Raw genomic sequence first — 25,241 nt, forward strand, 5'->3', positions numbered from 1 at the left:
TCGGTCGGTCGGGAGTCGGTCAGTTCAGGAAGTTGGGGTGGTCCTTCAGGAACTGGTCGATGTTGTCCTTGGTCAGGATGGTGTTCTCGGCGGGCACGCCCTTGGCCTGCTTGGTCGAGAGGTAGTCCTTGACCAGACCGGCCACCTGCGCGCCGACCTTGGTGCCGTCCAGGCTCAGCGTCGCCGCGATCTCGCCACTCTTGAGCGGCTCGAGGATGGTCTTGTTGAAGTCCCAGGTGTAGATCGGGATGTCACTGCGACCGGCCTGCTTGATGGCCGCCACGGCGCCCGCCGAGGGGTCGGTGAAGCACGACCAGATGGCCAGCTTGCCCGAGCCCGCGGGGTGGGCGGCGAGCCAGGCGGCGGTGGCGTTCTGGGCGTCGACGACCTGGCCCGGGATCGGGAACTCGTGCTTGGAGACCTTCACCGAGGTGCCCTTGAGCTGCTCGTCGCGGTACTCCTTGCGGATCCGGCACGGCGTCCCCGGCGTGTAGTCGAGGGTGAGCACGTCGGTGACCTGCTGGTCCTTGACGTAGGTGACGAAGAGGTCGTTGATGGGCTTGGGCGAGGTGACGTCGACCGCGCCGGCCATCCCGTCGAGCAGCGGGCTGCCGATGTAGAAGACCGGGATGTTGGCCGCCTTGGCCTGCGACATGCACTGCGACATCTGGTCCAGGGCGAAGGTGGTGACCACGATGGCCTTGACCTGGCGGGTCACGTACTGGGTGCAGATGGTGTTCGCCTGGCCGGGGTCGCCCTTCGGGTCCTGGCTCAGGACCTCCCAGCCCGCCTTCTCGAGGGCGCTGCGGGCGCCCACGACGAACTGGGCGTCGATGGCGGAGGTGGTGTCGAACTCGACGATGCCGGCGGTGCCGGCCGCGGCCCCACCGGAGCCCGAGGCCCCGGACGTAGCGCCGTCACCGGCGCCGCACGCCGAGACGGAGAGGGCCAGACCGAGCGCGAGGAGACCGGCGGCGTTCGCCCGGCCCCACATGAATCGGGACATGTACTACTCCACTTCATTGTAGAAAGCGCGAACGTTCTTCGACGCTGTGCCCCTGACCTCCGGGGTAGGGCTGAGGCTAGGGCCGACACTTACAGGATGTCAACCTATATTTACAGGCGGACAGGCTGCTAACCTCTGGGCTCATGAACGCATCGTCCGCGCAGGCCGGGCTGCTCCAGCAGCTGGAGGCCCGGCCGCTCGCGCGCACCGGGGGGACCGCCCTGCACTGGCAGTGCGGTGAGCTGCTCAAGACGCTCATCGACGAGCTCCACTACCCGCCGGCCGTGCCGCTCCCCCCCGAGAACGACATGGCCCGCGCCCTCGGCATCAGCCGGCCCACCCTGCGCCAGGCCATGGCGCGGCTCGCCTCCGAAGGCGTCATCCACTCCCAGCGGGGGGTCGGCGCCTTCGCCCTGCGGCCCGGGCTGGTGCGCCCGATGGGTCTGAGCAGCCTCTACCGCGACCTGCAGAGCGCGCAGCGCAGCCCCACGACCCGGGTCCTCGTGGTCGAGGACACCGTGGCCACCCCCCGCGTCGCCGAGGAGCTGCGCATCCCGGTGGGCACCCCGCTGCTGCACGTCGAGCGGGTACGCGCGGCCGACGGGGTGCCCGTGGTGCTGACCCGCTCGCTGCTCGCGCTGCCCGACGGTGTCACCCTCACCCCGGCCCAGCTCGAGAGCGACGGGCTCTACAACCTCCTGCACCGGGTCGCCGGCATCGAGCTCGTGGGCGGCTCGCAGAGCGTCAGTGCGCGGATCGCCACCGCCGAGGAGTCCGAGCTGCTCGAGATCGAGCCGGGCTCGGCGGTCATGGTCGCCCACCGCGTGGCCTTCGACGCCATCGGCCGCGGCGTCGAGTACGTGCACATCATCTACCCCCAGGGCACCGAGCTCATCTCCGACCTGCGCGGGACCTCGGTGCGACCGGCCGTCGACCCACGCCCGTGACACCACCCCGCGAGGAGCAGCCCGTGCCGACCCAGACCTCCTGTCCCCCGACGCCTCCCCCCGCATGAGCCCGGCCACGGCGCCGGTCGTCTGCGCCGGCACGCTCCTGCTCGACAGCCTCGCGGTGGTCGACCGGCTGCCGGGTGAGGACCAGCGGGTCCAGAGCACGGCCACCGCCCTGGTGGCGGGCGGCAACGCCGCGAACTCGGCCGTCACCATCGCCCGGCTCGGGGTCGACGTCGAGTTCGTGGGCGTGGTCGGCGACGACCTCCTGGGCCGGACGGCGCTGGCGGAGCTGGAGGCCGAGGGCGTCGGGACCTCTGGCGTGCACGTCGACCCGGGGGTGCAGACCTCCACCAGCCTCGTTCTCGTCTGCACGGACACCGGCACCCGCACCATCGTCACCCGCCCCGCACCCCCTCCCCCGCGGCTGCCCACGGGCCACCCGTGGCTGCACGTCGACGCCTGCGGGTACCTGGCCCTGCAGCGGGCCGGCGGCTCGGCCTCGCTGGTCTCGCTCGACGACGGCAACCCCGTGCCCGGGCTCGACCTGCGGCTGGTCGACCTGTACGTCCCCACCGTGGCCACCCTCGCCGTCCGCTACCCGGGTCTGGACGCGCTGGATGCCGCCGCCCGGGCCCGCGCCGACGGGGCCGGCACGGTCGTCGCGACGGCCGGCGCGCAGGGCTCGTTCGCCCTGTCCGACACCGGTACCGCCTTCGCCCCGGCCGCCGCCGTCGTCCCGGTGAGCACCCTGGGTGCCGGCGACGTCTTCCACGGCGCGCTGCTGGCCGCCCTGGTCCTGGGGCATGACCACGCCGGCGCCGTGCGCTTCGCCAACGTCACCGCCGCCCTGTCGTGCCTGGCCCTCGACGGCCACTCCGGGGTCCCCGACCGCACCACCGTCGAGGACCACCTCGCGGCCCTCCCCCCGGGCCCGGCCGACCCCGTCGCCGCCATCCGTGCCCTCCACGCCTGACCGCCCCCACCCCCACGGAAGAGAGACCCCATGCCCATCGCCACCGTCAACCCGTTCACCGGCGTCACCGAGGAGACCTTCACCGCGCACACCCCCGAGGAGGTGCAGGAGGCCCTAGCCCGCGCCGTGCGGGCCCAGCGCGACCTGCGCGAGCGCACCTTCGCCGAGCGCGCCGGCTGGCTGCGGCGCGCCGCCGAGCTGCTCGAGGCCGAGGTCGACACCGCGGCCGCGATGATGACGGTCGAGATGGGCAAGCCCATCGCCCAGTCCGAGGCCGAGGTGCGCAAGTGCGCCAAGGGCATGCGGTTCTACGCCGACCACGCCGAGGCCATGCTCGCCGACACCCCGCTGGCGGACGCCTCGGCCGTCGGCGCCGGCGCCGCCTGGACCCGGTGGGAGCCGCTGGGTGTCGTCCTCGCGGTGATGCCCTGGAACTTCCCGCTGTGGCAGGTGGTGCGCTTCGCCGCCCCCGCGCTCATGGCCGGCAACACGGGCCTGCTCAAGCACGCCTCCAACGTCCCGCGCTCGGCCGTCTACCTCGAGGACGTGCTGTCCCGGGCCGGCTTCCCCGAGGGCTGCTTCCAGACCCTGCTCATCGGTTCCGACGCGGTCGCGGCCGTCCTCGACGACGAGCGCGTGGTGGCCGTGACCCTCACCGGCTCCGAGCCGGCCGGCCGCTCGGTGGCCGCGCGCGCCGGCGCCGGCCTCAAGAAGGCCGTCCTCGAGCTCGGCGGCTCCGACCCGTTCGTCGTGATGCCGTCGGCCGACCTCGATGCCGCGGTGGCCACCGCCGTGACCAGCCGCACCCTCAACAACGGCCAGTCCTGCGTCTGCGCCAAGCGGTTCGTCGTGCACACCGACGTCTACGACGACTTCGCCGCCCGGTTCACCGCGCGGATGGCCGCGCTCGTCGTCGGCGACCCGCTCGACCCCGCCACCGACATCGGCCCGCTCGCGACCCGCGCCGGGCGCGACGAGCTGGCCGAGCTGGTGCAGGACGCGGTCGACCGGGGCGCCACGGTGCTCACCGGCGGCACCGTCCCCGAGCGCGACGGCTGGTTCTACGAGCCGACGGTCCTGGCCGACCTCCCCGAGGGCACCCGCCTGGTCATGGAGGAGGCCTTCGGCCCGGTGGCCACGCTCTACCGCGTGGGCGACCGTGACGAGGCCCTGCGGGTGGCCAACCAGACCAGCTTCGGCCTCTCGAGCTCGGTCTGGACCACCGACGCCGACGAGCAGGACTGGTTCACCGCGCGGCTGGAGGCGGGGGCGGTCTTCGTCAACGGGATGACGGCCAGCTTCCCCGAGCTCCCGTTCGGCGGGGTGAAGGCCTCGGGCTACGGCCGCGAGCTGGCGGCCGAGGGCATCCGCGAGTTCTGCAACCTCAAGACGGTCTGGCGGGCCTGAGCACACCACCCCCTACCCCGAACGTGTGTGAAGAACGTCGATCGGCCGACGTTCTTCACACACGTTCGGGGAGGGCGGCGGTCCTTGCTCAGCCCTTGCGCTTCCTGACCTCGCCGGTGGCCTGCGGCAGCACCTGGAACAGGTCGCCGACGACGCCGAAGTCGACCAGCTCGAAGATCGGCGCCTCCTCGTCCTTGTTGACGGCCACGATCGTCTTGGAGGTCTGCATGCCGGCCCGGTGCTGGATGGCGCCGGAGATGCCGGCGGCCACGTACAGCTGCGGCGAGACCTGCTTGCCGGTCTGGCCGACCTGGTTGCTGTGCGGGTACCACCCGGCGTCGACGGCGGCGCGGCTGGCCCCGACGGCGGCTCCGAGGCTGTCGGCGAACTCCTCGACGGGGCCGAAGTCGCCGCCGGTACCGCGACCCCCGGAGACCACGATCGCGGCCTCGGTGAGCTCGGGGCGGCCGGTGGCCTTCTTGGGCTGGCTGTCGGTGACCTTCGCAGCCTTGGCGGCGTCACTGACCGTGATGTCGACGGCCTCGACGGTGCCGGCCTCGGGGGCCGCCTCGATGCCCACCGAGTTGGGCTTGAGGCAGATGATCGGGGTGCCCGTGGTGACCTTGGCGGTCACGGTGTAGGACCCGGCGAAGACCGACTGGGTGGTCTCGATGCCGTCGTCGCCGGCGCGCACGTCGACGGCGTCGGTGATCAGGCCCGAACCGGTCTTGATGGCGAGCCGGGCGGCGATCTCCTTGCCGGCGGCGTTGCTCGGGACGAGCACGGCGGCGGGCGACACCTTCTCGACCAGCGCGGCCAGGATCTCGGCCTGCGGCGCGACGAGGAAGCTCGCGGCGTCGGGGTCGTCGACGACGTACACCTTGTGGGCGCCGTACTTGGCGAGGGTCTTCTGCGCGGCGTCGGCACCGGGGCCGACGTGCACCGCGGAGGGCTCGCCGAGACGGCGGGCGATGGTCAGCAGCTCGGCGGTCGACTTACGCAGACGCCCGCCGTTGTGGTCGGTGAGGACGAGGACTTCGGCCATGGGTGGATGCTCCTGAGGGGTGCGGGCGCTGGGGGTCAGAGGAACTTCTGGGCGCTGAGGAACTCGGCGAGGCGAGCCCCGCCCTCGCCCTCGTCGGTGACGATCTGCCCCTGCTCGCGCGGCGGGCGCTTGGCGAAGGTGACGACGGTGGTCCACGCGGCGTCGAGGCCGACCTGCGAGGCCTCGAGCCCCAGGTCGGCGAGCGACCAGGTGTCGACCTGCTTCTTCTTGGCGGCCATGATCCCCTTGAACGAGGGGTAGCGCGGCTCGTTGATCTGGTCGGTGACCGACACCAGCGCCGGCAGCGAGGCCTCGACGGTCTCGGACGCGGTGTCGCCGTCGCGCCGGATGGTGACGGTGCCGTCGCCGACGGTGAGCTCGGAGGCGTAGGTGACCTGGGGCAGGCCCAGGCGCTCGGCCATCATCGCCGGGACGACGCCCATGGTGCCGTCGGTCGAGGCCATCCCGGTGAGCACGAGCTCGGGGCTGCCGTCGGTGGCCTTCTTGACGGCCTCGGTGAGCACCAGCGAGGTGGCGACCGCGTCGGAGCCGTGGATGGCGTCGTCCTGGACGTGGACCCCGCGGTGCGCGCCCATCTGGAGGGCCTTCTTGATGGCGTCGGCGGCCGCCGGGGGGCCCACCGTGACGACGACGACCTCGCCCTCGCCCCGGGCCTCGACGATCTTCAGGGCCTCCTCGACGGCGTACTCGTCGAGCTCGGACAGCAGACCGTCGACGGCGTCGCGGTCGACGGTGCTGTCGGACTCCTGGAACGTGCGCTCGGACTGGGCGTCCGGGACGTACTTGACGCAGACGACGATGTTCATGCGTGCCTCGTCCTCTTCCTGTCGCTCGTGGTCTCGCCCGGAGTGACCGGGCCGGTATCGCCCTCCATCCTCTCAGCCGGTGGGCGCTCGTCGACCACCCCCAGGGCGTGACGGTCGCCACCGTCGAGCCTCGCGCTCAGAAGCGCGTGCGGTAGTACGGCCGCGACACGGTCACCACGAGGGCCAGCGACGCCCGGGAGGCTCGGACCGACGCCAGGTCGGCCGCGTCGTAGCGGTCGCCGCTCAGCACGTCGTTGCCCGCGAGGTCGGGCCCCAGCGCGGCGGCGGGGTCGGTGTCCCGGGTGTCGGCCCCCGTGGGGCGGGCCTCCACCCGGGAGCCGTCGGGGCAGTCGTAGGCGGCGCGGGGCAGGCCGGCCGCGCCCTCGCGCACGACGTTGGGGTTGGTGGGCGACCAGTACTGGGTGCGCACCGCGTCGAGACCGCCACCGGGCGAGGCCTCGCAGCCGCGGCCGCGCACCGTCGCGTCGAAGTCGGTCAACGCCGGGCCGACCTCGGCGTCGGTGGCGGCCAGCTCCAGGACGCGGCTGTCGCGCACGAAGCACTCGTGCGAGTAGGTGTCTCGGACCTTCCAGTTGTGCTGCCCGGCCAGGCAGTCGTCGAGAGTGGTGGCGGCCAGCACCGGGTGGCCCTTCGCCAGCGAGGCGCCCGCCTCCGCCAGCGCCGCCGTGGCCTCGGCCCTCGCCCGCACGGCCTCCTCGCCGTGCGGCTCGAAGTCCTCGCTGAGGACCGTGCAGCCGAACGTGGAGCACCACGCGAGGGCCCCGACCGCCCCGAGCCCCAGCACGATCGCCCCCACCACGGTCAGGACGATCGGGAGGCGGCTGCGGCGGCGGGGCGTCTCGGGCATGCCGCGATCCTGCCGCCGCCGCCGCGCGCCCGCCTGAGCACCGCTGCTCACCGGCCGGGCGGGGGCACGGCTCTGACAGGATCGTGACCGTGAGCAGTCAGGGTGAGGGAACGCGAGGGACCGTCCGCCGCACGGTCGGACCCGTCGGCGACCCCGACTCCGTGGGCTGGTGGGAGGCGACGTGGAGACCCTTCTGGGTCCTGCCGTCGACCATCACCCTCCTGGCGGTGGTCGCCGCCACGGTGCTGCCCGTCCTCGACGACCGGGTCCTCGGCGACGTGCCGTTCGTGTTCGACGGCAACGTCGACTCGGCGCGCAGCCTGCTGAGCACGATCGCGAGTGCGATGATCTCGGTGACGGGGCTGGTGTTCTCCATCACCCTGGTCGTGATGCAGCTGGCCAGCAGCCAGTTCACCCCCCGGCTGCTCGGCTCGTTCCTGGCGAGCCGGACCGTGCAGGTGACCCTCGGGGTCTTCACGTCCTCCTTCGTCTTCTCGCTGATGGTGCTGCGCACCATCCGCGGGGGTGACACCGTCGTCGTCCCCCAGGTCTCGGTGACGGTGGCCTTCCTGCTGGTGCTCACGAGCGTGGCGCTGTTCTTCGCGTTCATCCACCACATCACCCAGTCCATCCAGGTGGTGGAGGTGATCGACCGGGTGGCGGCCGGGACGGCGCGGGTGCTGGGCGCCGGCTCCGACGAGGAGTGGCGCGAGGGGACGGCCGGCGCGCCCGTCTGGTCGCCGATCGCCGGCCCCACGGTCGTCGTGACGACCGGGTCCGGGCACGGCTGTGTCCAGCGCATCCACTACTCCCACCTCGTCGAGTGCGCCGAACGCTCCGGGGTGCTCGTGGAGCTGATGACCCGGGTGGGCGAGGTGCGCCACCAGGGGCAGGAGCTGGCGCTGGTGCACGGGGCGGGAGCCGACGACCGGGTGGTCGACGCGGTGCGCGCCGCGATCGGGCTCGGGCGGGAGCGCAGCCTGCCCCAGGACCCCGAGTTCGGCGTCCGCCAGCTCGTCGACATCGCCGAGCGCGCCCTCTCCCCGGCCGTCAACGACCCGACGACCGCGGTCCAGGTCCTCGACGAGCTGCACCGGCTCCTCCGGGTGGCCGCGGCGCGACCCGACCGGTCGCCCCATCTCGTCGACGGTCACGGCGTCGTGCGCGTCCTCGACCGGCCCACCGGCTTCGCGCGGCTGCTCGACCTGGCCGTCGACGAGATCGCGCACTACGGAGCCGACGACCTCCAGGTGCCGGCCCGCATCGAGGGCGTGCTGGCCGACCTGGCGGGGATGGCGCGCCCGGAGCACGCCGCCACCGTCGAGCAGAAGCGCGCGGCGCTCCGGGCGCGCCACGGTGGCCGGCACGCGGACGCCGGCTGACTCAGGCGCCCTCGAAGGTGGCCTTCCCGGGCCCCTGCTCGACGAAGCTGCGCATCCCGGTCTCCTGGTCCTTCGTGGCGAAGAGCCCGGCGAACAGCTGACGCTCGATCTCGAGCCCGGTCTCGAGGTCGACCTCGAGACCGCGGTCGATGGCCTCCTTGGCGGCTCGGACGGCGAAGCGCGGGCCCCCCACGTAGCGGGCCACCAGCTCGCGCGCGGCGCTGTAGACGTCGGCTGCGGGGACCACGCGGTCGACCAGCCCGATGGCCAGCGCCTCCTGCGCGTCGACGAAGCGACCCGAGAACACGATGTCCTTGGCCTTGGCCGGGCCCACGAGGCGCGCGAGACGCTGGGTGCCCCCGGCGCCGGGGATGATGCCGAGCAGGATCTCGGGCTGGCCGAGGCGCGCGTCGTCGGCGCAGACCCGCCAGTCGCACGCGAGCGCGACCTCGCAGCCCCCGCCCAGGGCGTAGCCGGTGACGGCCGCCACGGTGGGCTTGGGGATGCGCGCCAGGGCCCGGGTGAAGTCCTGCAGGAGCGAGGAGTGCTCGACCATGTCGGTGTACGACATCGTGGCCATCTCCTTGACGTCGGCGCCCGCGGCGAAGACCTTCTCGCCGCCGTAGACGACCACCGCGGCGATGTCGGCCCGCTCGGCCGCCTCGCGGCACACCTCGACGAACGCGTGCTGGATCTCGGCGTTCAGCGCGTTCATCGGCGGCCGGTCGATGCGGATGGTGCCGATGCCGGCCTCGACCTCGAGGCGGACCAGGGCGCTCACTGCCCCTCCCCCACGGGCCCGCCGGTCTCGGGGTCGATCCCGAGGATGCGCTGGTGCCAGAGGTGCACGGCCGAGAGCACCACCTGGATCGAGACCTGGGTGAGCATGCCCAGGTCGGCGCCGGCGGTGACCACGTGCTCGCCGGTGACCACCAGCGTGGTGCCGGCGACCCCGAGCTTGACGTGGTTCATGTGCAGGTTGATCTCGTTGCACGCCTCGTGCAGCGCGAGCCGGTCACCGAGCAGCTCCTCCTGGATCTGCCACTGGCCGAACAGCCGCATGATCTCGACGTCGCCCTCGGTGCACCGGACGAAGAGCTGCTGGTCGTTGACGGTGAACGCCACGTCGCCGTCGCCGTCGAGGTTGGGGGCGAGGCCGAGGTCGACCAGGACGTCGAGGACGCGACCACGCAGGGGGTGCTCGTCCGCGGGAGGCGGGAAGTTGGGCAGCGACGTGGGATCGGTCATGGTCCCACCGTAACGACTGACTAGGCTTCGCCACCATGTCGCCCTGGCCGGACCCGCGCACGCCGTCACCCGGGCGGCTGACCCGCGACCTGCCTCCTCCCCCCGGCGTCACCCCGACCCCCGGCGGCGCCGACGTGGCGGTCTACGCCGGCCACGCCGACGCCGTGGCGGTGAGCCTGTTCGAGCCCGGCGACACCGCCGGCGAGAGCGAGCGCGTGGTGCCGCTGCGCGAGCGCGCGCACGGCTGGTGGTTCGGCGAGGTGCCCGGGATGGGGCCGGGCCAGCGTTACAACCTGCGGGTCGACGGCCCGTGGGACCCCGAGCGCGGCCACCTGCACAACCCCGCGAAGCTGCTGCTGGACCCCTACGCGGGGGCCGTCGAGGGCTCGGTCGCCTGGGGGCGCGAGATCTACGGCCACGTGGTCGACGACGCGTGGTCCGGCGACCTCGAGGTCCGCTCGCCGCTCGACAGCCGCGGCCACGTGCCGCGCGGGGTCGTCGTCGACCACGCCTTCGACTGGGGGGCCGACGCCCCGCCCGGTCGCTCGCGCAGCGAGAGCGTGGTCTACGAGGCGCACGTGCGCAACCAGACGATGCGCCACCCCGGCGTCCCGGAGTCGCTGCGCGGCACCTACGCCGGCCTGGCCCACCCGGCCTCGGTCGAGCACCTGCTCTCGCTGGGCGTCACCGCCGTGGAGCTGCTGCCCGTCCAGGCCTTCACCCACGAGCCGCACCTGGTCCGGCGGGGGCTGAGCAACCACTGGGGCTACAACACCCTGGGCTTCCTCGCGCCGCACGCCCCCTACGCGGCCGCCACGGACCCGCAGGGCGTGGTCGACGAGGTCAAGGGCATGGTCAAGCTCCTGCACGAGGCGGGCCTCGAGGTCATCCTCGACGTCGTCTACAACCACACCTGCGAGCAGGGCCGCACCGGCGCGACGCTGTCGTGGCGCGGCCTGGACCAGCGGGCCTACTACCGCCTCGACGACCGCGGCCGGGACATCGACGTCACCGGCTGCGGCAACACCCTCGACCTGCGCCATCCGGTGGTCTGCCGGATGGTGCTCGACAGCCTGCGCCACTGGGTGCAGGAGTACCACGTCGACGGGTTCCGCTTCGACCTCGCGGTGGCCCTGGGGCGCGGACGCAGCGACGACTTCGACCCCGACCACCCGTTCCTCGTGGCCCTGCGCACCGACCCCGTGCTCTCGCGGGTCACCCTCGTCGCCGAGCCGTGGGACCTCGGCATCCACGGCTGGCGGACCGGGCAGTTCCCGCCGCCCTTCCAGGAGTGGAACGACCGCTTCCGCGACGGCACGCGGCGGTTCTGGGTCGGCGAGGCCCGGGCGCAGTCACAGGGGCACCCGGGGCACGACGCCCGCGACCTGGCGACCCGCCTCACGGGCTCGCACGACCTCTTCGGGGCGCGTGACCGCGGGCCCACGGCGTCGGTCAACTTCGTCACCGCCCACGACGGCTTCACCCTCGCCGACCTGGTGTCGTACGACCACAAGCACAACGAGGCCAACGGCGAGGACAACCGCGACGGCTCCGACGGCAACGGCTCGTGGAACCACGGGGCCGAGGGGCCCACCGACGACCCGGCGGTCCTGGCCGCGCGGACCCGGGCCCTGCGCGCACTGCTCGGCACCCTGCTGCTGTCGTCGGGGGTCCCGATGATCAACGCCGGCGACGAGCTCGGGCGCACCCAGGGGGGCAACAACAACCCCTACTGCCAGGACAACGAGATCTCGTGGGTCGACTGGGACCTCGCGCCGTGGCAGGAGGACCTGCTCGCCACGACCCGCCGTCTGCTCGCCCTGCGCCGGGAGCTGCCGGTGCTGCGGCAGCGCACCTGGCTGCTGGGCCGCGACGTCGACGGCGACGGCACCCCCGACATCGGCTGGTTCGGCGCCGACGGCACGCCGATGGGCGAGCGATGGCACGACGCCCGCTCGCGGGTCCTGCAGATGGCGCTGGCCGCGCCGGCGCCCTGCGAGCCCGGGGCGCTGCTGGTGCTCAACGGCTCCTCCGACGCGGCCGAGGTGACCCTGCCGGCGCCCCCCGCCGGCGCGCGCCACCGGCTGCGCTGGGACAGCGCCCACGACCGCCCGCAGGTCGACGCGGGGAGCACCGAGGACGTCGCGGCCCCCGCCCGGGTGACGGTCGCGCCCGGCACCCTGCGCCTCTACGCCACGGCCTGACCCGTCGGTGACCGCGCCCCCGCCCGGCCCTGGTCGAGATGAGGCGACACGCACGTCGTCGGAGCCTCGCGGTGTGCGTGTCGCCTCCTCTCGACGGGCAGGTGCACGGGCACGGGCGCCGCACCCGGCACCGCCTCGCCTCCCGGCTCGCGCGGCCCCCGGTCCTACACTGGGGGAAACGAGCCGTGCCTGCGTGCGCGGCAGCGGGAGCGGTGCCCCCGCCGTCGTCGGCACCACGTGAGGAGCATCCGAGCATGACCGCGACCACCCAGGCCCCCACCGGCTTCGAGCCGCTCGACCCCGCCATCCGCGAGCAGTACGACCGCGACGGCTTCGTGGTCATCAAGGGCGCCCTGCCCGAGGAGGACCGGGCGTACTTCGAGAACGCCGTCGACCGGATCTACGCCGAGGAGGAGGCGGCCGACCGCCGCCGCCCCGACAAGTCGATCCACGTCATGGGCTGGCTGCACAAGGACCCGCGCTTCCCCGAGCTGCTCACCTGGCCCACGACCTTCCCCTACATCTGGGGGACCATGGGCTGGAACATCTACACCCACCACAACCACATCGACGTCAACCCCCCGAAGGACGAGCCGCCCTTCTGGAACTGGCACCAGGACGGCTACCGCCAGAACTCCGACATCGACATGGACGTGCGTCCGATGTTCATGACGAAGATCTGCTACGCCCTGACCGACCTCTCCGAGCCGGGCTACGGCAACACCAAGGTCATCCCGGGCAGCCACAAGAGCAACACCCTCGCCGGCCGCCCCGAGAAGCCGGGCGACCCCATCATCGAGCCGGAGGGTGCCGTCGAGGTGTGCCTCGAGCCGGGTGACGCGTTCATCTTCGACCGCCGCATCTGGCACAGCCGCTCGATGAACAAGAGCGAGCGCATCCGCAAGCTGATGTTCATCGGCTACACCTACCGCTGGATCCGCCCCCTCGACGAGGACGTCGCCGACCAGGACTCCGAGTGGTTCAAGAACCTCTCGCCGCTGCACCAGCAGCTCCTCGGCTACGGCCCCGACCACGCCTCGTTCTGGGGCATCAAGCAGAGCGGCTGGATCGACGACGAGATCCCGCTGCGCGCCGAGCTCAAGGAGCGCGGCCTGCTCGACCGGGCCATCCCCTTCCTGCGCTGACCCCGCACGCCCAGGGCCCGCCCTCCCGATGTCCGGGAGCGGCGGGCCCTCGTCGTGGGCGGGCCGGCGCCGGTCAGGCGGCGGTGAGCGCGCCCGACCGGGACACCCGCTGGAGCAGGACGACCGCCAGCAGCCCCACCACCACGGCGGCGACCACGGCCAGCCCGTAGAGGGCCAGACCCGAGGTGGCGTACAGCACCAGCGACCCGACGAGCAGCACACCGAGGGCCACCGCCGCGAGGGCCAGCCGATGGGCCCACCGCTCGAGGTCCTCGGGGATGCCGACGGCCATCACCCCGGTGCACAGCTGGTGCACGAGCACGGCCCACACGACCGCCTCGACGGTGAGCGCCGTGTACTGGAGGATCACGTAGCGGTCGGCGGCGAACAGCGGCGTGCCGGTGACGACCCACACCGCCAGGCCCACGACCGCGGCCACCCGCGCCACCAGGAACGGCCGGGCGGCGGCGCCCCACAGCCCGTAGAGGACCCAGGCGTAGCCGACGACGTCGGGCGCCACGTCCCACCCGCGCAGGGGGAGGTCGATGACGACGACGAGCAGGCCCCATGCGGCCCAGGGGAAACGGTGCACCCGAGAACCCTAGGGGCCCCACCCGGGCACCGCGCGCCGACAGTGGCTTCCGGCGGCCCGGTCCGGTAGACAGGCGCTCGTGGCCGCCACCGACATCGGACGTCTCGTGCAGGGCGCGATCTACCGCGCCGGCTCCTTCGGGCACCGCCCGGCGGTCCCGACCGACGGTCGCCACCTCGAGGCGGCCGCCGAGAAGGTGATGTCGCGCCGCGCCTTCGCGTACGTGGCGGGGTCGGCCGGCGGCGAGGCGAGCGCCCGCGCCAACCGTGCCGCCTTCGACCGCCGGCGGGTGCTCCCCCGGATGCTCGTCGACACCCGCGAGCGCGACCTGTCGGTCGAGCTGCTGGGCCGGCGCCACGGGTCGCCGCTGCTGCTCTCGCCGGTGGGGGTGCTCTCGAGTGCGCACCCCGACGCCGACCTGGCCGCGGCGCGGGCCGCGGCCGGCGAGGGCGTGACCCCCGTCCTCAGCACCCAGGCCAGCGTGCCGATGGAGGACGTCGCGGCCGCCGTGCGCGGCGCCGGGCACTGGTACCAGCTGTACTGGAGCAACGACGACGACCTGGCGGCCTCGCTGGTGCACCGCGCCCAGGCGTGCGGCAGCGACGCGCTCGTGGTCACGCTCGACACCGCCTACCTGGGCTGGCGGCCGCGTGACCTCGACCTCGGACACCTGCCGTTCGCCCGGGGCGAGGGCATCGCGCAGTACACCTCCGACCCGGTCTTCCGGCGCCTGGTGCGGGAGCGGGTCGACGCCGCCGCCGGGCGGCCGTCCGAGCCGTCGCCCCGCCCCACCCCGACGGCGGTGCGGACACTGCTCTCGATGAGCCGCAACCACCCCGGGCCCACGCGCGAGAACGTGACCTCGCCGGTGCCGCGAGCCGCGGTCGAGACCTTCCTCGACGTGTTCTCGCGCCCCGGCCTCACCTGGGACGACCTGCCCCGGCTGCGCGCCATGACCTCGCTGCCGATCGTCCTCAAGGGCGTGCTGCACCCCCAGGACGCGCAGCGGGCGGTCGACGCCGGGGTCGACGGCGTCTGGGTCTCGAACCACGGCGGCCGGCAGGTCGACCGCAGCGTGGGCGCCCTCGACGCGCTGCCCGGGGTCGTCGACGCCGTGCGGGGCCGGGGTTCGGCGATGCCGGTCCTGTTCGACTCCGGCGTGCGCACCGGCGCCGACGTCTTCGTCGCCATGGCCCTCGGCGCCACCGCGGTCGGCATCGGGCGGCCCTACGTCTACGGCTTGGCCCTGGCCGGCCAGGAGGGGGCCGCCCAGGTCCTGCGCCACCTGCTGGCCGAGCTGGACCTGACCATGGCCCTCACCGGCTGCCGGACCCTGGCCGACCTCACCCCCGACCGGCTCGTGGCCGCGCCCGCATCCTGAGTCCTCCCGGCCGGCCGCCCCGAAGTGTGCAAGCGTTTCCGCACGAGATGGCTACCCTGTCCAGCGCACCCCCGCCGTTGCACCTGACCCACCTCCCGGCCCCGAAGGACGACCTCGAATGACCGACACCGCGCCCCGCCCCGCCGTCATGTCCGACGAGTCGCCGACGACCGACGTCCGCCGGATCGGCCCCGCGTTCCGCACCAGCCACCCCCTGGCGTCGGGCCCCGTCGTCCAGCCGGCGCCGACGGTCGACGGCTTCGTCGAGACCTTCCTCGGCGAGCTGAACTACGGGCAGGGCACCCTGCTGTCGCAGTCGACGGTCAACGACCAGTACCTGGCGCTGGCCCGCACGGTCCGCCGCTACCTCATGGCCGACTGGCTCGAGACCGGGACGCGGCGCCGGCAGACCCAACAGAAGACGGTCGGCTACCTCTCGGCCGAGTACCTCCTCGGACGCCAGCTGGGCAACAACCTGCTCGCCACCAACCTCCAGGACATCGCGCAGGTCGCGATGGAGCGCTGCGGCATCGACATCGCCACCCTGCGCGCCCAGGAGGTCGAGCCCGGGCTCGGCAACGGGGGCCTGGGCCGGCTCGCCGCCTGCTTCGTCGACTCGCTCGCCACGATGGACGTGCCCTGCATCGGCTACGGCATCCGCTACGAGTACGGCATCTTCCGCCAGACCTTCGAGGCCGACCGCCAGGTCGAGGTGCCCGACTCGTGGCTCTCGCTGGGCAACCCGTGGGAGTTCCCGCACCCCGAGCGCCAGGTGCTGGTGAGCTTCGGGGGCAGCACCGAGACCACCACCGACGCCGACGGTCGCGAGCGCTGCACCTGGACCCCCGACTGGCAGGTCATCGGGATGCCGTACCACTACATGGTCCCGGGCCATCGCAACGGCGTCGTCAACACCCTGCGGCTGTGGAGCGCCCGCGCCACCCAGGCCTTCGACCTCCAGATCTTCAACTCCGGTGACTACGCGCAGGCCGTGCGGGCCCAGACCACCGCCGAGAACATCAGCAAGGTGCTCTACCCCGAGGACTCCACGCCCCAGGGCAAGGAGCTGCGCCTGCAGCAGCAGTACTTCTTCGTGGCGTGCTCGCTGCACGACTTCATCGACAACACCCTGCCCGCGGACTTCGACCTGCGCCGGCTCCACCAGCGGATCATCTTCCAGCTCAACGACACCCACCCCGTCATCGCCATCCCCGAGCTGATGCGGATCCTCGTCGACCGCAAGGGCTTCGCGTGGGACGAGGCCTGGGAGATCACCCAGAAGTGCTTCGCCTACACCTGTCACACGCTGCTGCCCGAGGCCCTCGAGGTCTGGTCCGCCGAGCTGCTCGGGCGCCTGCTCCCCCGCCACCTCGAGATCATCTACCGGATCAACGAGGAGTTCCTCGAGGAGGTCCGCGAGGCGCACCCCGGCGACGAGATGCTGGTGCGGCGGATGTCGATCATCGCCGAGCACCCCGAGCGGGCGGTCCGGATGGCCTACCTCGCCACCGTGGCCGCCTCCAAGGTCAACGGCGTCGCCGAGCTGCACAGCCAGCTGCTGCGTGACAAGGTGCTGCCGGACTTCTCGCGGCTGTGGCCCGAGAAGTTCACCAACGTCACCAACGGCGTCACCCCGCGGCGCTTCGTGCGGCTGGCGAACCGGCGGCTGTCGGACCTCCTCACCGAGACCATCGGCGACGGCTGGGTCACCGACCTCGACCGGCTGCGCGAGCTCGAGCCCTACGCCGACGACGCCGGCTTCCGCGAGCAGTTCCGCGCCGTCAAGCAGGCCAACAAGGAGCGGCTCACCACCCTGCTGCGGGTGCGCGACGGCCTCGAGCTGCCCCCCGAGGCGATGCTCGACGTCATGGTCAAGCGCCTGCACGAGTACAAGCGCCAGACCCTGAAGCTGCTGCACATCGTCTCGCTCTACGACGACGTCGTCTCCGGCCGCGTCCCGGCCGAGCAGGTCACCCCGCGCACCTTCGTCTTCGGCGCCAAGGCGGCCCCCGGCTACCACCTGGCGAAGGAGATCATCTTCCTCATCAACGCGGTGGCCGACGTCGTCAACGCCGACCCGGCGGTGGCCGGGCGGCTCTCGGTGGCGTTCCCCGCCAACTACAACGTGACCCTGGCCGAGAAGCTCATCCCGGCCGCCGACCTGTCCGAGCAGATCTCGCTCGCGGGCAAGGAGGCCTCGGGCACCGGCAACATGAAGTTCGCGCTCAACGGCGCGCTCACGATCGGCACCGACGACGGCGCCAACGTCGAGATCCGCCGGCTGGTGGGCGACGAGCACTTCTTCCTGTTCGGGATGACCGAGCCCGAGGTCGAGGAGCTCACGGCGCGCGGCTACACCCCGTCGGCGGTCTACGAGTCCGACCCGCAGCTGCGCAGCACCATCGACCTGCTGGCCAGTGGGCACTTCACCGGCGGCGACCGCCAGGCGGTGGCGCCGGTGGTCGACAACCTGCTGCACCAGGACTCGTTCATGGTGCTGGCGGACTTCCGCGCCTACCTCGACGCCCAGGCCCGGGTCGACGCCGCGTACGCCGACCCCGACGCCTGGTCGCGCTCGGCCATCCTCAACGTGGCGCGCTCGGGCTACTTCTCCTCGGACCGCTCGATGCGCGACTACCTCGAGCGCATCTGGCACGCCTGACCGGCCTGACCGGCCCGGACCGGCCGGGGCCGCCGGGTGGCGCGACTGCGTCGGGAGCGTCGGCCCGTGTAGGTTCGGTGGGGTGAGTGACGCCCTCCGTACCGCCCCTCCGCAGACCCCCCTCGGACGGATCCCGGTCCTCGACGTCAGACCGGTGGTCGACCACGGCGACCGGCCCGCCAAGGCGGTCGTCGGCGAGGAGCTCGAGGTCCGGGCCACCGTGTTCCGCGAGGGCCACGACGCCGTCAACGCCACCGTCGTCCTCACCGACCCCGACGGCGTCGAGACCTTCCACCCGATGACGTGCACCAACCCCGGGCTCGACACCTGGGTCGCACGGGTCACCCCCGACCGCACCGGCTGGTGGTCCTACCGGGTCGAGGGCTGGTCAGACCCCTACGGCACCTGGGAGCACGACGCCACCATCAAGGTGGCCGCCGACGTCGACACCGAGCTGATGCTCGAGGAGGGCGCCCGCGTCCTCGAGCGGGCCGTCGACGAGGTCGACCGCACCGCCGAACAGGAGCAGCTGCTGATCGACGCCATCACGGGCCTGCGCGACACCGCCCGGCCTCCGGCGCTACGGCTGCGGGCCGGCACCGCGGCCGACGTCGAGACCGAGCTGGGCGAGCGCCCGCTGCGTGACCTGGTCTCGCCCTCGCGCGAGCTGCCGCTCCTCGTCGAGCGCGAGCGAGCCCTCTACGGCGCGTGGTACGAGCTCTTCCCGCGCAGCGAGGGGGCGCACTACGACGAGGACGAGCACCGGTGGCACACCGGCACGCTGCGCACCGCCGCGGGCCGGCTGCCGGCCGTGGCGGCGATGGGCTTCGACGTCGTCTACCTCACGCCCATCCACCCGATCGGGCAGGCGGCCAAGAAGGGCCCCAACAACACCCTCGACGCGCGCCCCGAGGACCCGGGCAGCCCCTACGCCATCGGCTCCCCCGACGGCGGGCACGACGCCATCCACCCCGACCTCGGCACCTTCGACGACTTCGACGCCTTCGTGGCCGAGGCGAAGCGGCTGGGGATGGAGGTCGCCATGGACCTCGCCCTGCAGTGCTCGCCCGACCACCCCTGGGTCGCCGCGCACCCCGAGTGGTTCACCACCCGCGCCGACGGCACCATCGCCTTCGCCGAGAACCCGCCGAAGAAGTACCAGGACATCTACCCGCTGAACTTCGACAACGACCCGGCGGGCATCTACGCCGCCGTGCGCGCCGTGGTGCAGGTGTGGATCGACCACGGCGTCGAGATCTTCCGGGTCGACAACCCGCACACCAAGCCGGTCGAGTTCTGGCAGTGGCTCATCGCCGACGTGGCGAAGGACCATCCCGACGTGATCTGGCTGGCCGAGGCCTTCACCAAGCCCGCGATGATGCACACCCTCGGCAAGATCGGCTTCCAGCAGAGCTACACGTACTACACCTGGCGCAACACCGCCCCCGAGCTGCGCGAGTACGTCGAGGAGCTCGCGGGCGAGTCGGCCTCCTACATGCGCCCCTCGTTCTGGCCCACCACCCACGACATCCTGACGCCCTACCTGCAGTTCGGCGGCCCCGCCGCCTGGAAGCTGCGCGCCGCCCTGGCCGCCACCCTGGTCCCCACCTACGGCATCTACGCCGGCTACGAGCTGATGGAGCACGTGGCCCGCCCGGGCGCCGACGAGCAGATCGACAACGAGAAGTACGAGTTCAAGGACCGGCGCTGGGCCGACGACGAGCCCGGCGGGGCCCGGGAGGGGAGGTCGCTGGCGGGCTACCTCACCCGGCTCAACGAGATCCGCCGCGAGCACCCCGCGCTGCACCGCCTGCGCGGCATCCGCTTCCACCACGTCGACGACGAGAACTTCCTGGCGTTCTCCAAGCGACGGGCCCTGCCCGACGGCACCGACGACGTGGTGCTCGTCGTCGCCAACCTCGACCCCCACTCGACCCGGGCCACCACGCTGCGCCTCGACCTGGCGGCCCTCGGCGCCGAGCCGGGCGAGACGCTCGAGGCCACCGACCTGCTCACCGGGCACACCTGGCAGTGGCAGCAGGAGGTCTACGTCCGCCTCGGGCCCGAGGTCGAGCCCGTGCACGTGGTCGCCGTCAGGAGGGCCCGATGAGCGCGATCCCCGGCATGGGGCACAGCCACCCCGGTCTCGGCATGAACCAGCCCGGGCTGCGCCACGACCCCGAGTGGTTCCGCACCGCCGTCTTCTACGAGGTCCTGGTGCGCGCCTTCGGCGACTCCACCGGCTCCGGCGAGGGCGACTTCGCCGGCATCATCAACCGGCTCGACTACCTGCAGTGGCTGGGCGTCGACTGCCTCTGGCTGCCGCCGTTCTACGCCAGCCCCCTGCGCGACGGTGGCTACGACATCTCCGACTACACCCAGGTGCTGCCCGAGTTCGGCACCCTCCCGGAGTTCCGTGAGCTCATCACCCAGGCGCACGCCCGCGGCATCCGCATCGTCACCGACCTCGTGATGAACCACACCAGCGACCAGCACCCGTGGTTCCAGGCCTCGCGCAGCGACCCCGAGGGCCCGTACGGGGACTTCTACGTGTGGTCCGACACCGACGACAAGTACACCGACGCCCGCATCATCTTCATCGACACCGAGACCTCGAACTGGACCTTCGACCCCATCCGCCGGCAGTTCTTCTGGCACCGGTTCTTCAGCCACCAGCCCGACCTGAACTTCGAGAACCCGGCGGTCCACGACGCCATCTTCGACGCCGTGCGGTTCTGGATGGACATGGGCATCGACGGCTTCCGGCTCGACGCCGTGCCCTACCTCTACGAGGAGGAGGGGCACAACGGCGAGAACCACCCCAAGACCCACGAGTTCCTGGCGTCGCTGCGGGCGATGGTCGACGCCGAGTACCCCGGGCGCATCCTCCTCGCCGAGGCCAACCAGCCGCCCGGCGACGTCGTCGACTACTTCGGCACCGAGGAGGCGCCGGAGTGCCAGATGTGCTTCCACTTCCCGGTGATGCCGATGCTCTACTACGCCCTGCGCGAGGAGAAGGCGGCGCCGATCATCGACGTGCTCGCCGACACCCCCGCCATCCCGCCGGGCACCCAGTGGGGCACCTTCCTGCGCAACCACGACGAGCTGACCCTCGAGATGGTCACGCCGGAGCAGCGCGCCGCCATGTACGGCTGGTACGCCCCCGACCCCCGGATGCGGGCCAACGTCGGCATCCGGCGCCGCCTCTCGCCGCTGCTCGACAACAGCCGCCCCGAGATCGAGCTCATCCACGCGCTGCTGCTCTCGCTGCCCGGGTCGCCCTGCCTCTACTACGGCGACGAGATCGGGATGGGCGACAACATCTGGCTCGACGACCGCGACGCCGTGCGCACCCCGATGCAGTGGACCCCCGACCGCAACGCGGGGTTCTCCACCGCCGACCCCGGCAAGCTCTACCTGCCGGTCATCCAGTCGCTGGTGCACAACTACAGCCACGTCAACGTCGAGGCCCAGATGGCCTCGGGCTCCTCCTTCCTGCACTGGCTGCGGGGGATGCTCGCCGTCCGGCGCGAGCACCCCGTGTTCGGGCTCGGGGACTTCGAGGTGTGCGCGTCCTCGCACGACCGGGTCCTGTCGTTCGTGCGCGTCGACCGCCGTGAGCGCGAGGTCGAGGACCGCTCGGCCCGAGCCGTGCTCTGCGTCAACAACCTGTCGTCGCGGCCGCAGGCCAGCACCATCCAGGTGCCCGAGCACTTCGCCGGCTACCAGACCCGGGACCTGTTCGGCGGCACCGGTTTCCCCGACATCGGGCCCACCGGCGAGCTCACGGTCACCCTCGGGTCGCGCGACTTCTTCTGGCTCGCGCTCGACCCGCCGGCCGGGGGCACCCATGGCTGAGATCCACACCGGCGCCACCCTCACGCCGACCAAGCTCGAGCTCCTCGAGGGCTGGATGGGCGGGCAGCGCTGGTACGCGGCCAAGGGCCGGCGCCCCGTGCTGCGCCGGCTGGCCGCGTGGCGGCTCGACGACCCGGCGGGCGAGGTGGGCGTCGAGACGTTGCTGGTGGCCGACGAGGCGGGCGACGAGACCGTCGTCTACCAGGTGCCGCTCACGTACCGCGGCGAGCCGCTGGCCTCGGCCGACCACGCCCTCGTGGGCGTCCTCGAGCACTCGGTCCTCGGGCGGCGCTGGGTCTACGACGCCCCGCACGACCCGGTCTACGCGGCCCAGCTGCTCGAGCTCGTCCAGGGCCGGGTGAGCGCGGTGTCCTCCTCGGCCACCGACGCGCCCGAGGGCTCGGTCGCCGGGGCGCCACAGCCGAGCTGGGGCTCGGCGGTACGGGTGCGCTCCTCGCGCGTGCTCACCGGTGAACAGTCCAACACCTCGGTCATCCTCGACACCAGCGACGACGCGGGCCGCCACGTCCCCCTCATCGTCAAGGTCTTCCGGATGCTCTCGCCCGGCGAGAACCCCGACGTCGTCCTCCAGGGCGCGCTGGTCGACGCCGGCTCGCGCCGGGTCCCGGCCCTGGTCGGGGCCGTCACCGGCGCCTGGCCCCACCCCGGCCCCGAGGGTGACCACGAGGCCACCGGCCACCTCGCGTTCGCGCAGGAGTTCCTGCCCGGCGTCGAGGACGCGTGGCGGGTCGCGCTGCGCGCGGCCGAGGACGGCACCGACTTCACCGGCCCCGCCCGCGACCTCGGCGCCGCGACGGCCGAGGTGCACCGCGTGCTGGCCGGCGCCCTCGGCACCACGCCCACCCGGCCCGAGCAGGCCGACGCCATCCTCGCCGCCATGCGCGGGCGGGTCGACGCCGCCGTCGTCGAGGTGCCCGACCTCGCCTCGGCCCGCCCGGCCGTCGAGGCGGTGTTCGAGGCCGCGGCCGCCGCGCCGTGGCCCGACCTGCAGCGCATCCACGGCGACTACCACCTCGGCCAGGTGCTGCACTCGCCCGAGCGGGGCTGGGTCCTGCTCGACTTCGAGGGCGAGCCGCTGCGCCCGCTCGCCGAGCGCTCGCTGCCCGACCAGTGGGCCCGCGACGTCGCCGGGATGCTGCGCAGCTTCGACTACGTGGGTGGCACCCGGGAGCAGGCCGTCGGCCTCTCGGCCCGCGACTGGGTCACCGCCACCCAGCAGGCCTTCCTCGACGGCTACGCCGCCGAGGCCGGTGCCGATCCCCGCCGCCTCGGGGCACTGCTGGCCGCCTTCGAGATCGACAAGGCGATGTACGAGGTCGTCTACGAGGCGCGCAACCGCCCCGCGTGGGTCGGCATCCCACTGGGCGCCGTCCGTCGCCTCACCGCCCAGGCCCCCTCCCCCACCTCGCAAGGAGACCGTTCGTGACTCCCACCCCCAGCCCCGAGGTCGGCGGCGCGATCACCGCGCTGGTCCAGGGCCGCCACCAGCAGCCGCACGACCTGCTCGGCCAGCACCTCGAGCCGGGCGGCCTGCGCATCCGCGTCCTGAAGCCGCTCGCGAGCGCCGTGCGGGTCCGGTTCGAGGACGGCGAGGAGCTCACCCTCGACCACGAGGCCGAGGGCGTCTGGACCGGCGTGCGCACCGACGCCACCGCGACCATGGACTACCGCCTGCTCGTGGCCTGGGGCGACGGCGTCGAGCACGAGCAGGACGACCCATACCGCTTCGCGCCGACCCTCGGCGAGGTCGACCTGCACCTGGTCGGCGAGGGTCGCCACGAGGAGCTGTGGACCGTCCTGGGGGCGCGGGTGCACGAGTACGGCGGCCCGATGGGCACCGTGCGCGGCACCTCGTTCGCGGTGTGGGCCCCCCGGGCCAAGGCCGTGCGCGTGGTCGGCGACTTCAACGGCTGGGACGGGCGGATGCACCCGATGCGCCTCCTCGGCGCCAGCGGGGTCTGGGAGCTCTTCGTGCCGGGCGTGGGCGCGGGCGAGGTCTACAAGTACGAGATCCGGGGCGCCGACGACGGCGTGCGCACCAAGGCCGACCCGATGGCGCGGCGCACCGAGTGCCCGCCACGCACGGGCTCCGTCGTCGACGACAGCCACCACACGTGGGGGGACGACGCGTGGATGGAGCGCCGCGCCGCCGCCGACCCGCACACCGGCCCGATGAGCGTCTACGAGGTGCACCTGGGCTCGTGGCGCCAGGGCATGACGTACCGCGACCTGGCCGAGCACCTGGTCAACTACGTCACCGACCTCGGCTTCACCCACGTCGAGCTCCTGCCCGTGATGGAGCACCCCTACGGCCCGTCGTGGGGCTACCAGGTCACCGGCTACTACGCGCCGACCGCACGCTTCGGCACCCCCGACGACTTCAAGTACCTCGTCGACGCCCTGCACCGCGCGGGCGTGGGCGTCATCCTCGACTGGGTCCCCGGCCACTTCCCGCGGGACGAGTTCGCGCTGGCGCGCTTCGACGGGCTGCCGCTCTACGAGCACCCGGACCCGCGTCGCGGTGACCAGCCCGACTGGGGCACGCACGTGTTCGACTTCGGCCGGCTCGAGGTGCGCAACTTCCTCGTGGCCAACGCCGTGTACTGGCTCGAGGAGTTCCACATCGACGGCCTGCGGGTCGACGCCGTGGCCTCGATGCTCTACCTCGACTACTCGCGCCGCGACGGCGAGTGGATCCCCAACGTCCACGGCGGCCCGGAGCACCTCGAGGCGATCGGGCTGCTCCAGGAGGCCAACGCCACCGCCTACAAGCGGGTGCCCGGCATCGTCACCATCGCCGAGGAGTCGACCTCGTGGCCGGGTGTCACCAAGCCCACCTCGGCCGGCGGCCTGGGCTTCGGGCTGAAGTGGAACATGGGCTGGATGAACGACACCCTGCGCTACCTCCACGAGGAGCCGGTGCACCGCCAGTACCACCACAACCTGCTGACCTTCTCGCTGATGTACGCCTTCAGCGAGAGCTTCGTGCTGCCGATCAGCCACGACGAGGTCGTCCACGGCAAGGGCTCGCTGGTCACCAAGATCCCCGGCGAGCGGCCCGACCAGCTCGCGACCGTGCGGGCCTTCCTGGCCTACATGTGGAGCCACCCCGGCAAGCAGCTGCTCTTCATGGGCTCGGAGTTCGCCCAGCCCGGCGAGTGGGCCGACGGCCGCTCGCTCGACTGGTGGCTGCTCGACCACGCCGCGCACTACCGCGTGCACGCGCTGGTCAAGGAGCTCAACACCCTCTACCGCGAGCACCCGGCGCTGTGGGCGCTCGACGCGCAGCCGGCCGGCTTCCGCTGGCTCGACGCCGACGACAACACCGGCAACCTGCTGTCGTACCTGCGCTTCGAGAACGCCGACGGCACCGGCGACGTCGTGGCCTCGCTGGTCAACTACAGCGGCCAGGACAAGGAGTGGGTGCGGGTGGGCGTGCCCCGCTCCGGGCGCTGGGAGGTGGTGCTCGACACCAGTGGCTACGACGAGGCGAGCAGCCCCAGCCAGGCCGGCATCGTCCTCGAGGCCGAGACCTCGCCGTGGAACGACCAGCCGTACTCGGTGACGGTGCGCGTGGCACGGCTCTCGACGCTCTACCTGGCGCCGGTGCCCGGCACCGAGAAGCCGGCCCCCGAGCTCGGCATCTGACCCCCGCTCGCCCCCGAACGT

General features: G+C 72.8%; 19 protein-coding genes. 12 read left to right on the forward strand and 7 right to left on the reverse strand.

Going from position 1 to position 25,241, the window contains the following annotated elements:
* Positions 1–19: 19 nt before the first annotated feature.
* On the reverse strand, positions 20–1,006 hold the full coding sequence (locus tag ATL31_RS03920; protein WP_101394621.1) for a sugar ABC transporter substrate-binding protein: 987 nt from the start codon (positions 1,004–1,006) through the stop codon (positions 20–22).
* A 143-nt stretch (positions 1,007–1,149) separates the two neighbouring features.
* Here ATL31_RS03920 and ATL31_RS03925 point away from each other — a divergent pair, with 143 nt between their 5' ends.
* From ATL31_RS03925 to ATL31_RS03935, 3 genes are all read left to right on the forward strand, one after another.
* Positions 1,150–1,953: a GntR family transcriptional regulator gene (locus ATL31_RS03925; RefSeq protein WP_101394622.1), complete on the forward strand. Its 804-nt coding sequence runs from the start codon at positions 1,150–1,152 to the stop codon at positions 1,951–1,953.
* A 64-nt stretch (positions 1,954–2,017) separates the two neighbouring features.
* Entirely contained in the window at positions 2,018–2,932 is a 915-nt protein-coding gene (locus tag ATL31_RS03930; RefSeq protein ID WP_101394623.1) for a carbohydrate kinase family protein, read from the forward strand.
* A 30-nt stretch (positions 2,933–2,962) separates the two neighbouring features.
* Positions 2,963–4,339 carry an NADP-dependent succinic semialdehyde dehydrogenase gene (locus ATL31_RS03935; protein ID WP_101394624.1) on the forward strand — a complete coding sequence of 459 codons (1,377 nt, stop codon included), beginning with the start codon at positions 2,963–2,965 and terminating at the stop codon, positions 4,337–4,339.
* A gap of 88 nt (positions 4,340–4,427) precedes the next feature.
* On the opposite strand, the gene ATL31_RS03940 is transcribed toward ATL31_RS03935, so the two are convergent.
* From ATL31_RS03940 to ATL31_RS03950, 3 genes are all read right to left on the reverse strand, one after another.
* On the reverse strand, positions 4,428–5,384 hold the full coding sequence (locus ATL31_RS03940) for an electron transfer flavoprotein subunit alpha/FixB family protein (RefSeq protein ID WP_101394625.1): 957 nt from the start codon (positions 5,382–5,384) through the stop codon (positions 4,428–4,430).
* 35 nt (positions 5,385–5,419) lie between these two features.
* Complete coding sequence (locus ATL31_RS03945; RefSeq protein ID WP_101394626.1) at positions 5,420–6,211, reverse strand: electron transfer flavoprotein subunit beta/FixA family protein; 792 nt, start codon at positions 6,209–6,211, stop codon at positions 5,420–5,422.
* Between the two features lie 136 nt (positions 6,212–6,347).
* The gene (locus ATL31_RS03950; protein WP_101394627.1) at positions 6,348–7,079 is read right to left on the reverse strand and encodes a hypothetical protein; all 732 of its coding nucleotides are present in this window, start codon (positions 7,077–7,079) and stop codon (positions 6,348–6,350) included.
* A gap of 89 nt (positions 7,080–7,168) precedes the next feature.
* On the opposite strand from ATL31_RS03950, the gene ATL31_RS03955 reads away from it, so the two are divergent.
* The gene (locus ATL31_RS03955; protein WP_158239780.1) at positions 7,169–8,461 is read left to right on the forward strand and encodes a DUF2254 domain-containing protein; all 1,293 of its coding nucleotides are present in this window, start codon (positions 7,169–7,171) and stop codon (positions 8,459–8,461) included.
* 1 nt (position 8,462) lies between these two features.
* Here the strand turns inward: ATL31_RS03955 and ATL31_RS03960 are convergent, their stop codons facing one another.
* Together ATL31_RS03960 and ATL31_RS03965 are read right to left on the reverse strand one after the other, a co-directional pair.
* Complete coding sequence (locus ATL31_RS03960) at positions 8,463–9,242, reverse strand: enoyl-CoA hydratase/isomerase family protein (RefSeq protein ID WP_101394629.1); 780 nt, start codon at positions 9,240–9,242, stop codon at positions 8,463–8,465.
* Positions 9,239–9,709 carry a T3SS (YopN, CesT) and YbjN peptide-binding chaperone 1 gene (locus tag ATL31_RS03965; protein WP_101394630.1) on the reverse strand — a complete coding sequence of 157 codons (471 nt, stop codon included), beginning with the start codon at positions 9,707–9,709 and terminating at the stop codon, positions 9,239–9,241. Before ATL31_RS03965 ends, ATL31_RS03960 begins: the two co-directional genes overlap by 4 nt.
* 35 nt (positions 9,710–9,744) lie before the next feature.
* Here ATL31_RS03965 and glgX point away from each other — a divergent pair, with 35 nt between their 5' ends.
* Both glgX and ATL31_RS03975 read left to right on the forward strand, forming a co-directional pair.
* Entirely contained in the window at positions 9,745–11,913 is a 2,169-nt protein-coding gene (glgX, locus tag ATL31_RS03970) for a glycogen debranching protein GlgX (RefSeq protein WP_101394631.1), read from the forward strand.
* A 254-nt stretch (positions 11,914–12,167) separates the two neighbouring features.
* Positions 12,168–13,058, forward strand: a complete 891-nt coding sequence (locus ATL31_RS03975) for a phytanoyl-CoA dioxygenase family protein (protein ID WP_055816200.1) — start codon at positions 12,168–12,170, stop codon at positions 13,056–13,058.
* A gap of 73 nt (positions 13,059–13,131) precedes the next feature.
* Here ATL31_RS03975 and ATL31_RS03980 read toward each other — a convergent pair whose 3' ends face one another.
* Positions 13,132–13,650, reverse strand: coding sequence for a hypothetical protein (locus ATL31_RS03980; RefSeq protein ID WP_101394632.1), 519 nt, complete (start codon positions 13,648–13,650; stop codon positions 13,132–13,134).
* Positions 13,651–13,729: 79 nt separating this feature from the next.
* On the opposite strand from ATL31_RS03980, the gene ATL31_RS03985 reads away from it, so the two are divergent.
* The 6 genes from ATL31_RS03985 to glgB all read left to right on the forward strand — a co-directional run bounded on the left by ATL31_RS03985 (position 13,730) and on the right by glgB (position 25,220).
* A complete protein-coding gene (locus ATL31_RS03985; RefSeq protein ID WP_101394633.1) occupies positions 13,730–15,031 on the forward strand; it encodes an alpha-hydroxy-acid oxidizing protein in 1,302 nt (433 codons plus the stop codon).
* 118 nt (positions 15,032–15,149) lie between these two features.
* Positions 15,150–17,693: a glycogen/starch/alpha-glucan phosphorylase gene (locus tag ATL31_RS03990; RefSeq protein ID WP_101394634.1), complete on the forward strand. Its 2,544-nt coding sequence runs from the start codon at positions 15,150–15,152 to the stop codon at positions 17,691–17,693.
* 82 nt (positions 17,694–17,775) lie between these two features.
* On the forward strand, positions 17,776–19,803 hold the full coding sequence (locus ATL31_RS03995; RefSeq protein WP_101394635.1) for an alpha-1,4-glucan--maltose-1-phosphate maltosyltransferase: 2,028 nt from the start codon (positions 17,776–17,778) through the stop codon (positions 19,801–19,803).
* Positions 19,800–21,551 (forward strand): maltose alpha-D-glucosyltransferase, encoded by a 1,752-nt coding sequence (gene treS / locus ATL31_RS04000; RefSeq protein WP_245861882.1) that lies wholly within the window; start codon positions 19,800–19,802, stop codon positions 21,549–21,551. The genes ATL31_RS03995 and treS overlap by 4 nt, the downstream gene beginning before the upstream one ends.
* Positions 21,544–22,998 (forward strand): maltokinase N-terminal cap-like domain-containing protein, encoded by a 1,455-nt coding sequence (locus ATL31_RS16780; protein ID WP_101394636.1) that lies wholly within the window; start codon positions 21,544–21,546, stop codon positions 22,996–22,998. The genes treS and ATL31_RS16780 overlap by 8 nt, the downstream gene beginning before the upstream one ends.
* Positions 22,995–25,220, forward strand: coding sequence for a 1,4-alpha-glucan branching protein GlgB (gene glgB / locus ATL31_RS16785; RefSeq protein WP_101394637.1), 2,226 nt, complete (start codon positions 22,995–22,997; stop codon positions 25,218–25,220). Before ATL31_RS16780 ends, glgB begins: the two co-directional genes overlap by 4 nt.
* The last annotated feature ends 21 nt before the right edge of the window (positions 25,221–25,241 follow it).

The sequence above is a fragment of the Phycicoccus duodecadis genome (genome assembly GCF_002846495.1).
GTDB classification, from domain to species: domain Bacteria; phylum Actinomycetota; class Actinomycetes; order Actinomycetales; family Dermatophilaceae; genus Phycicoccus; species Phycicoccus duodecadis.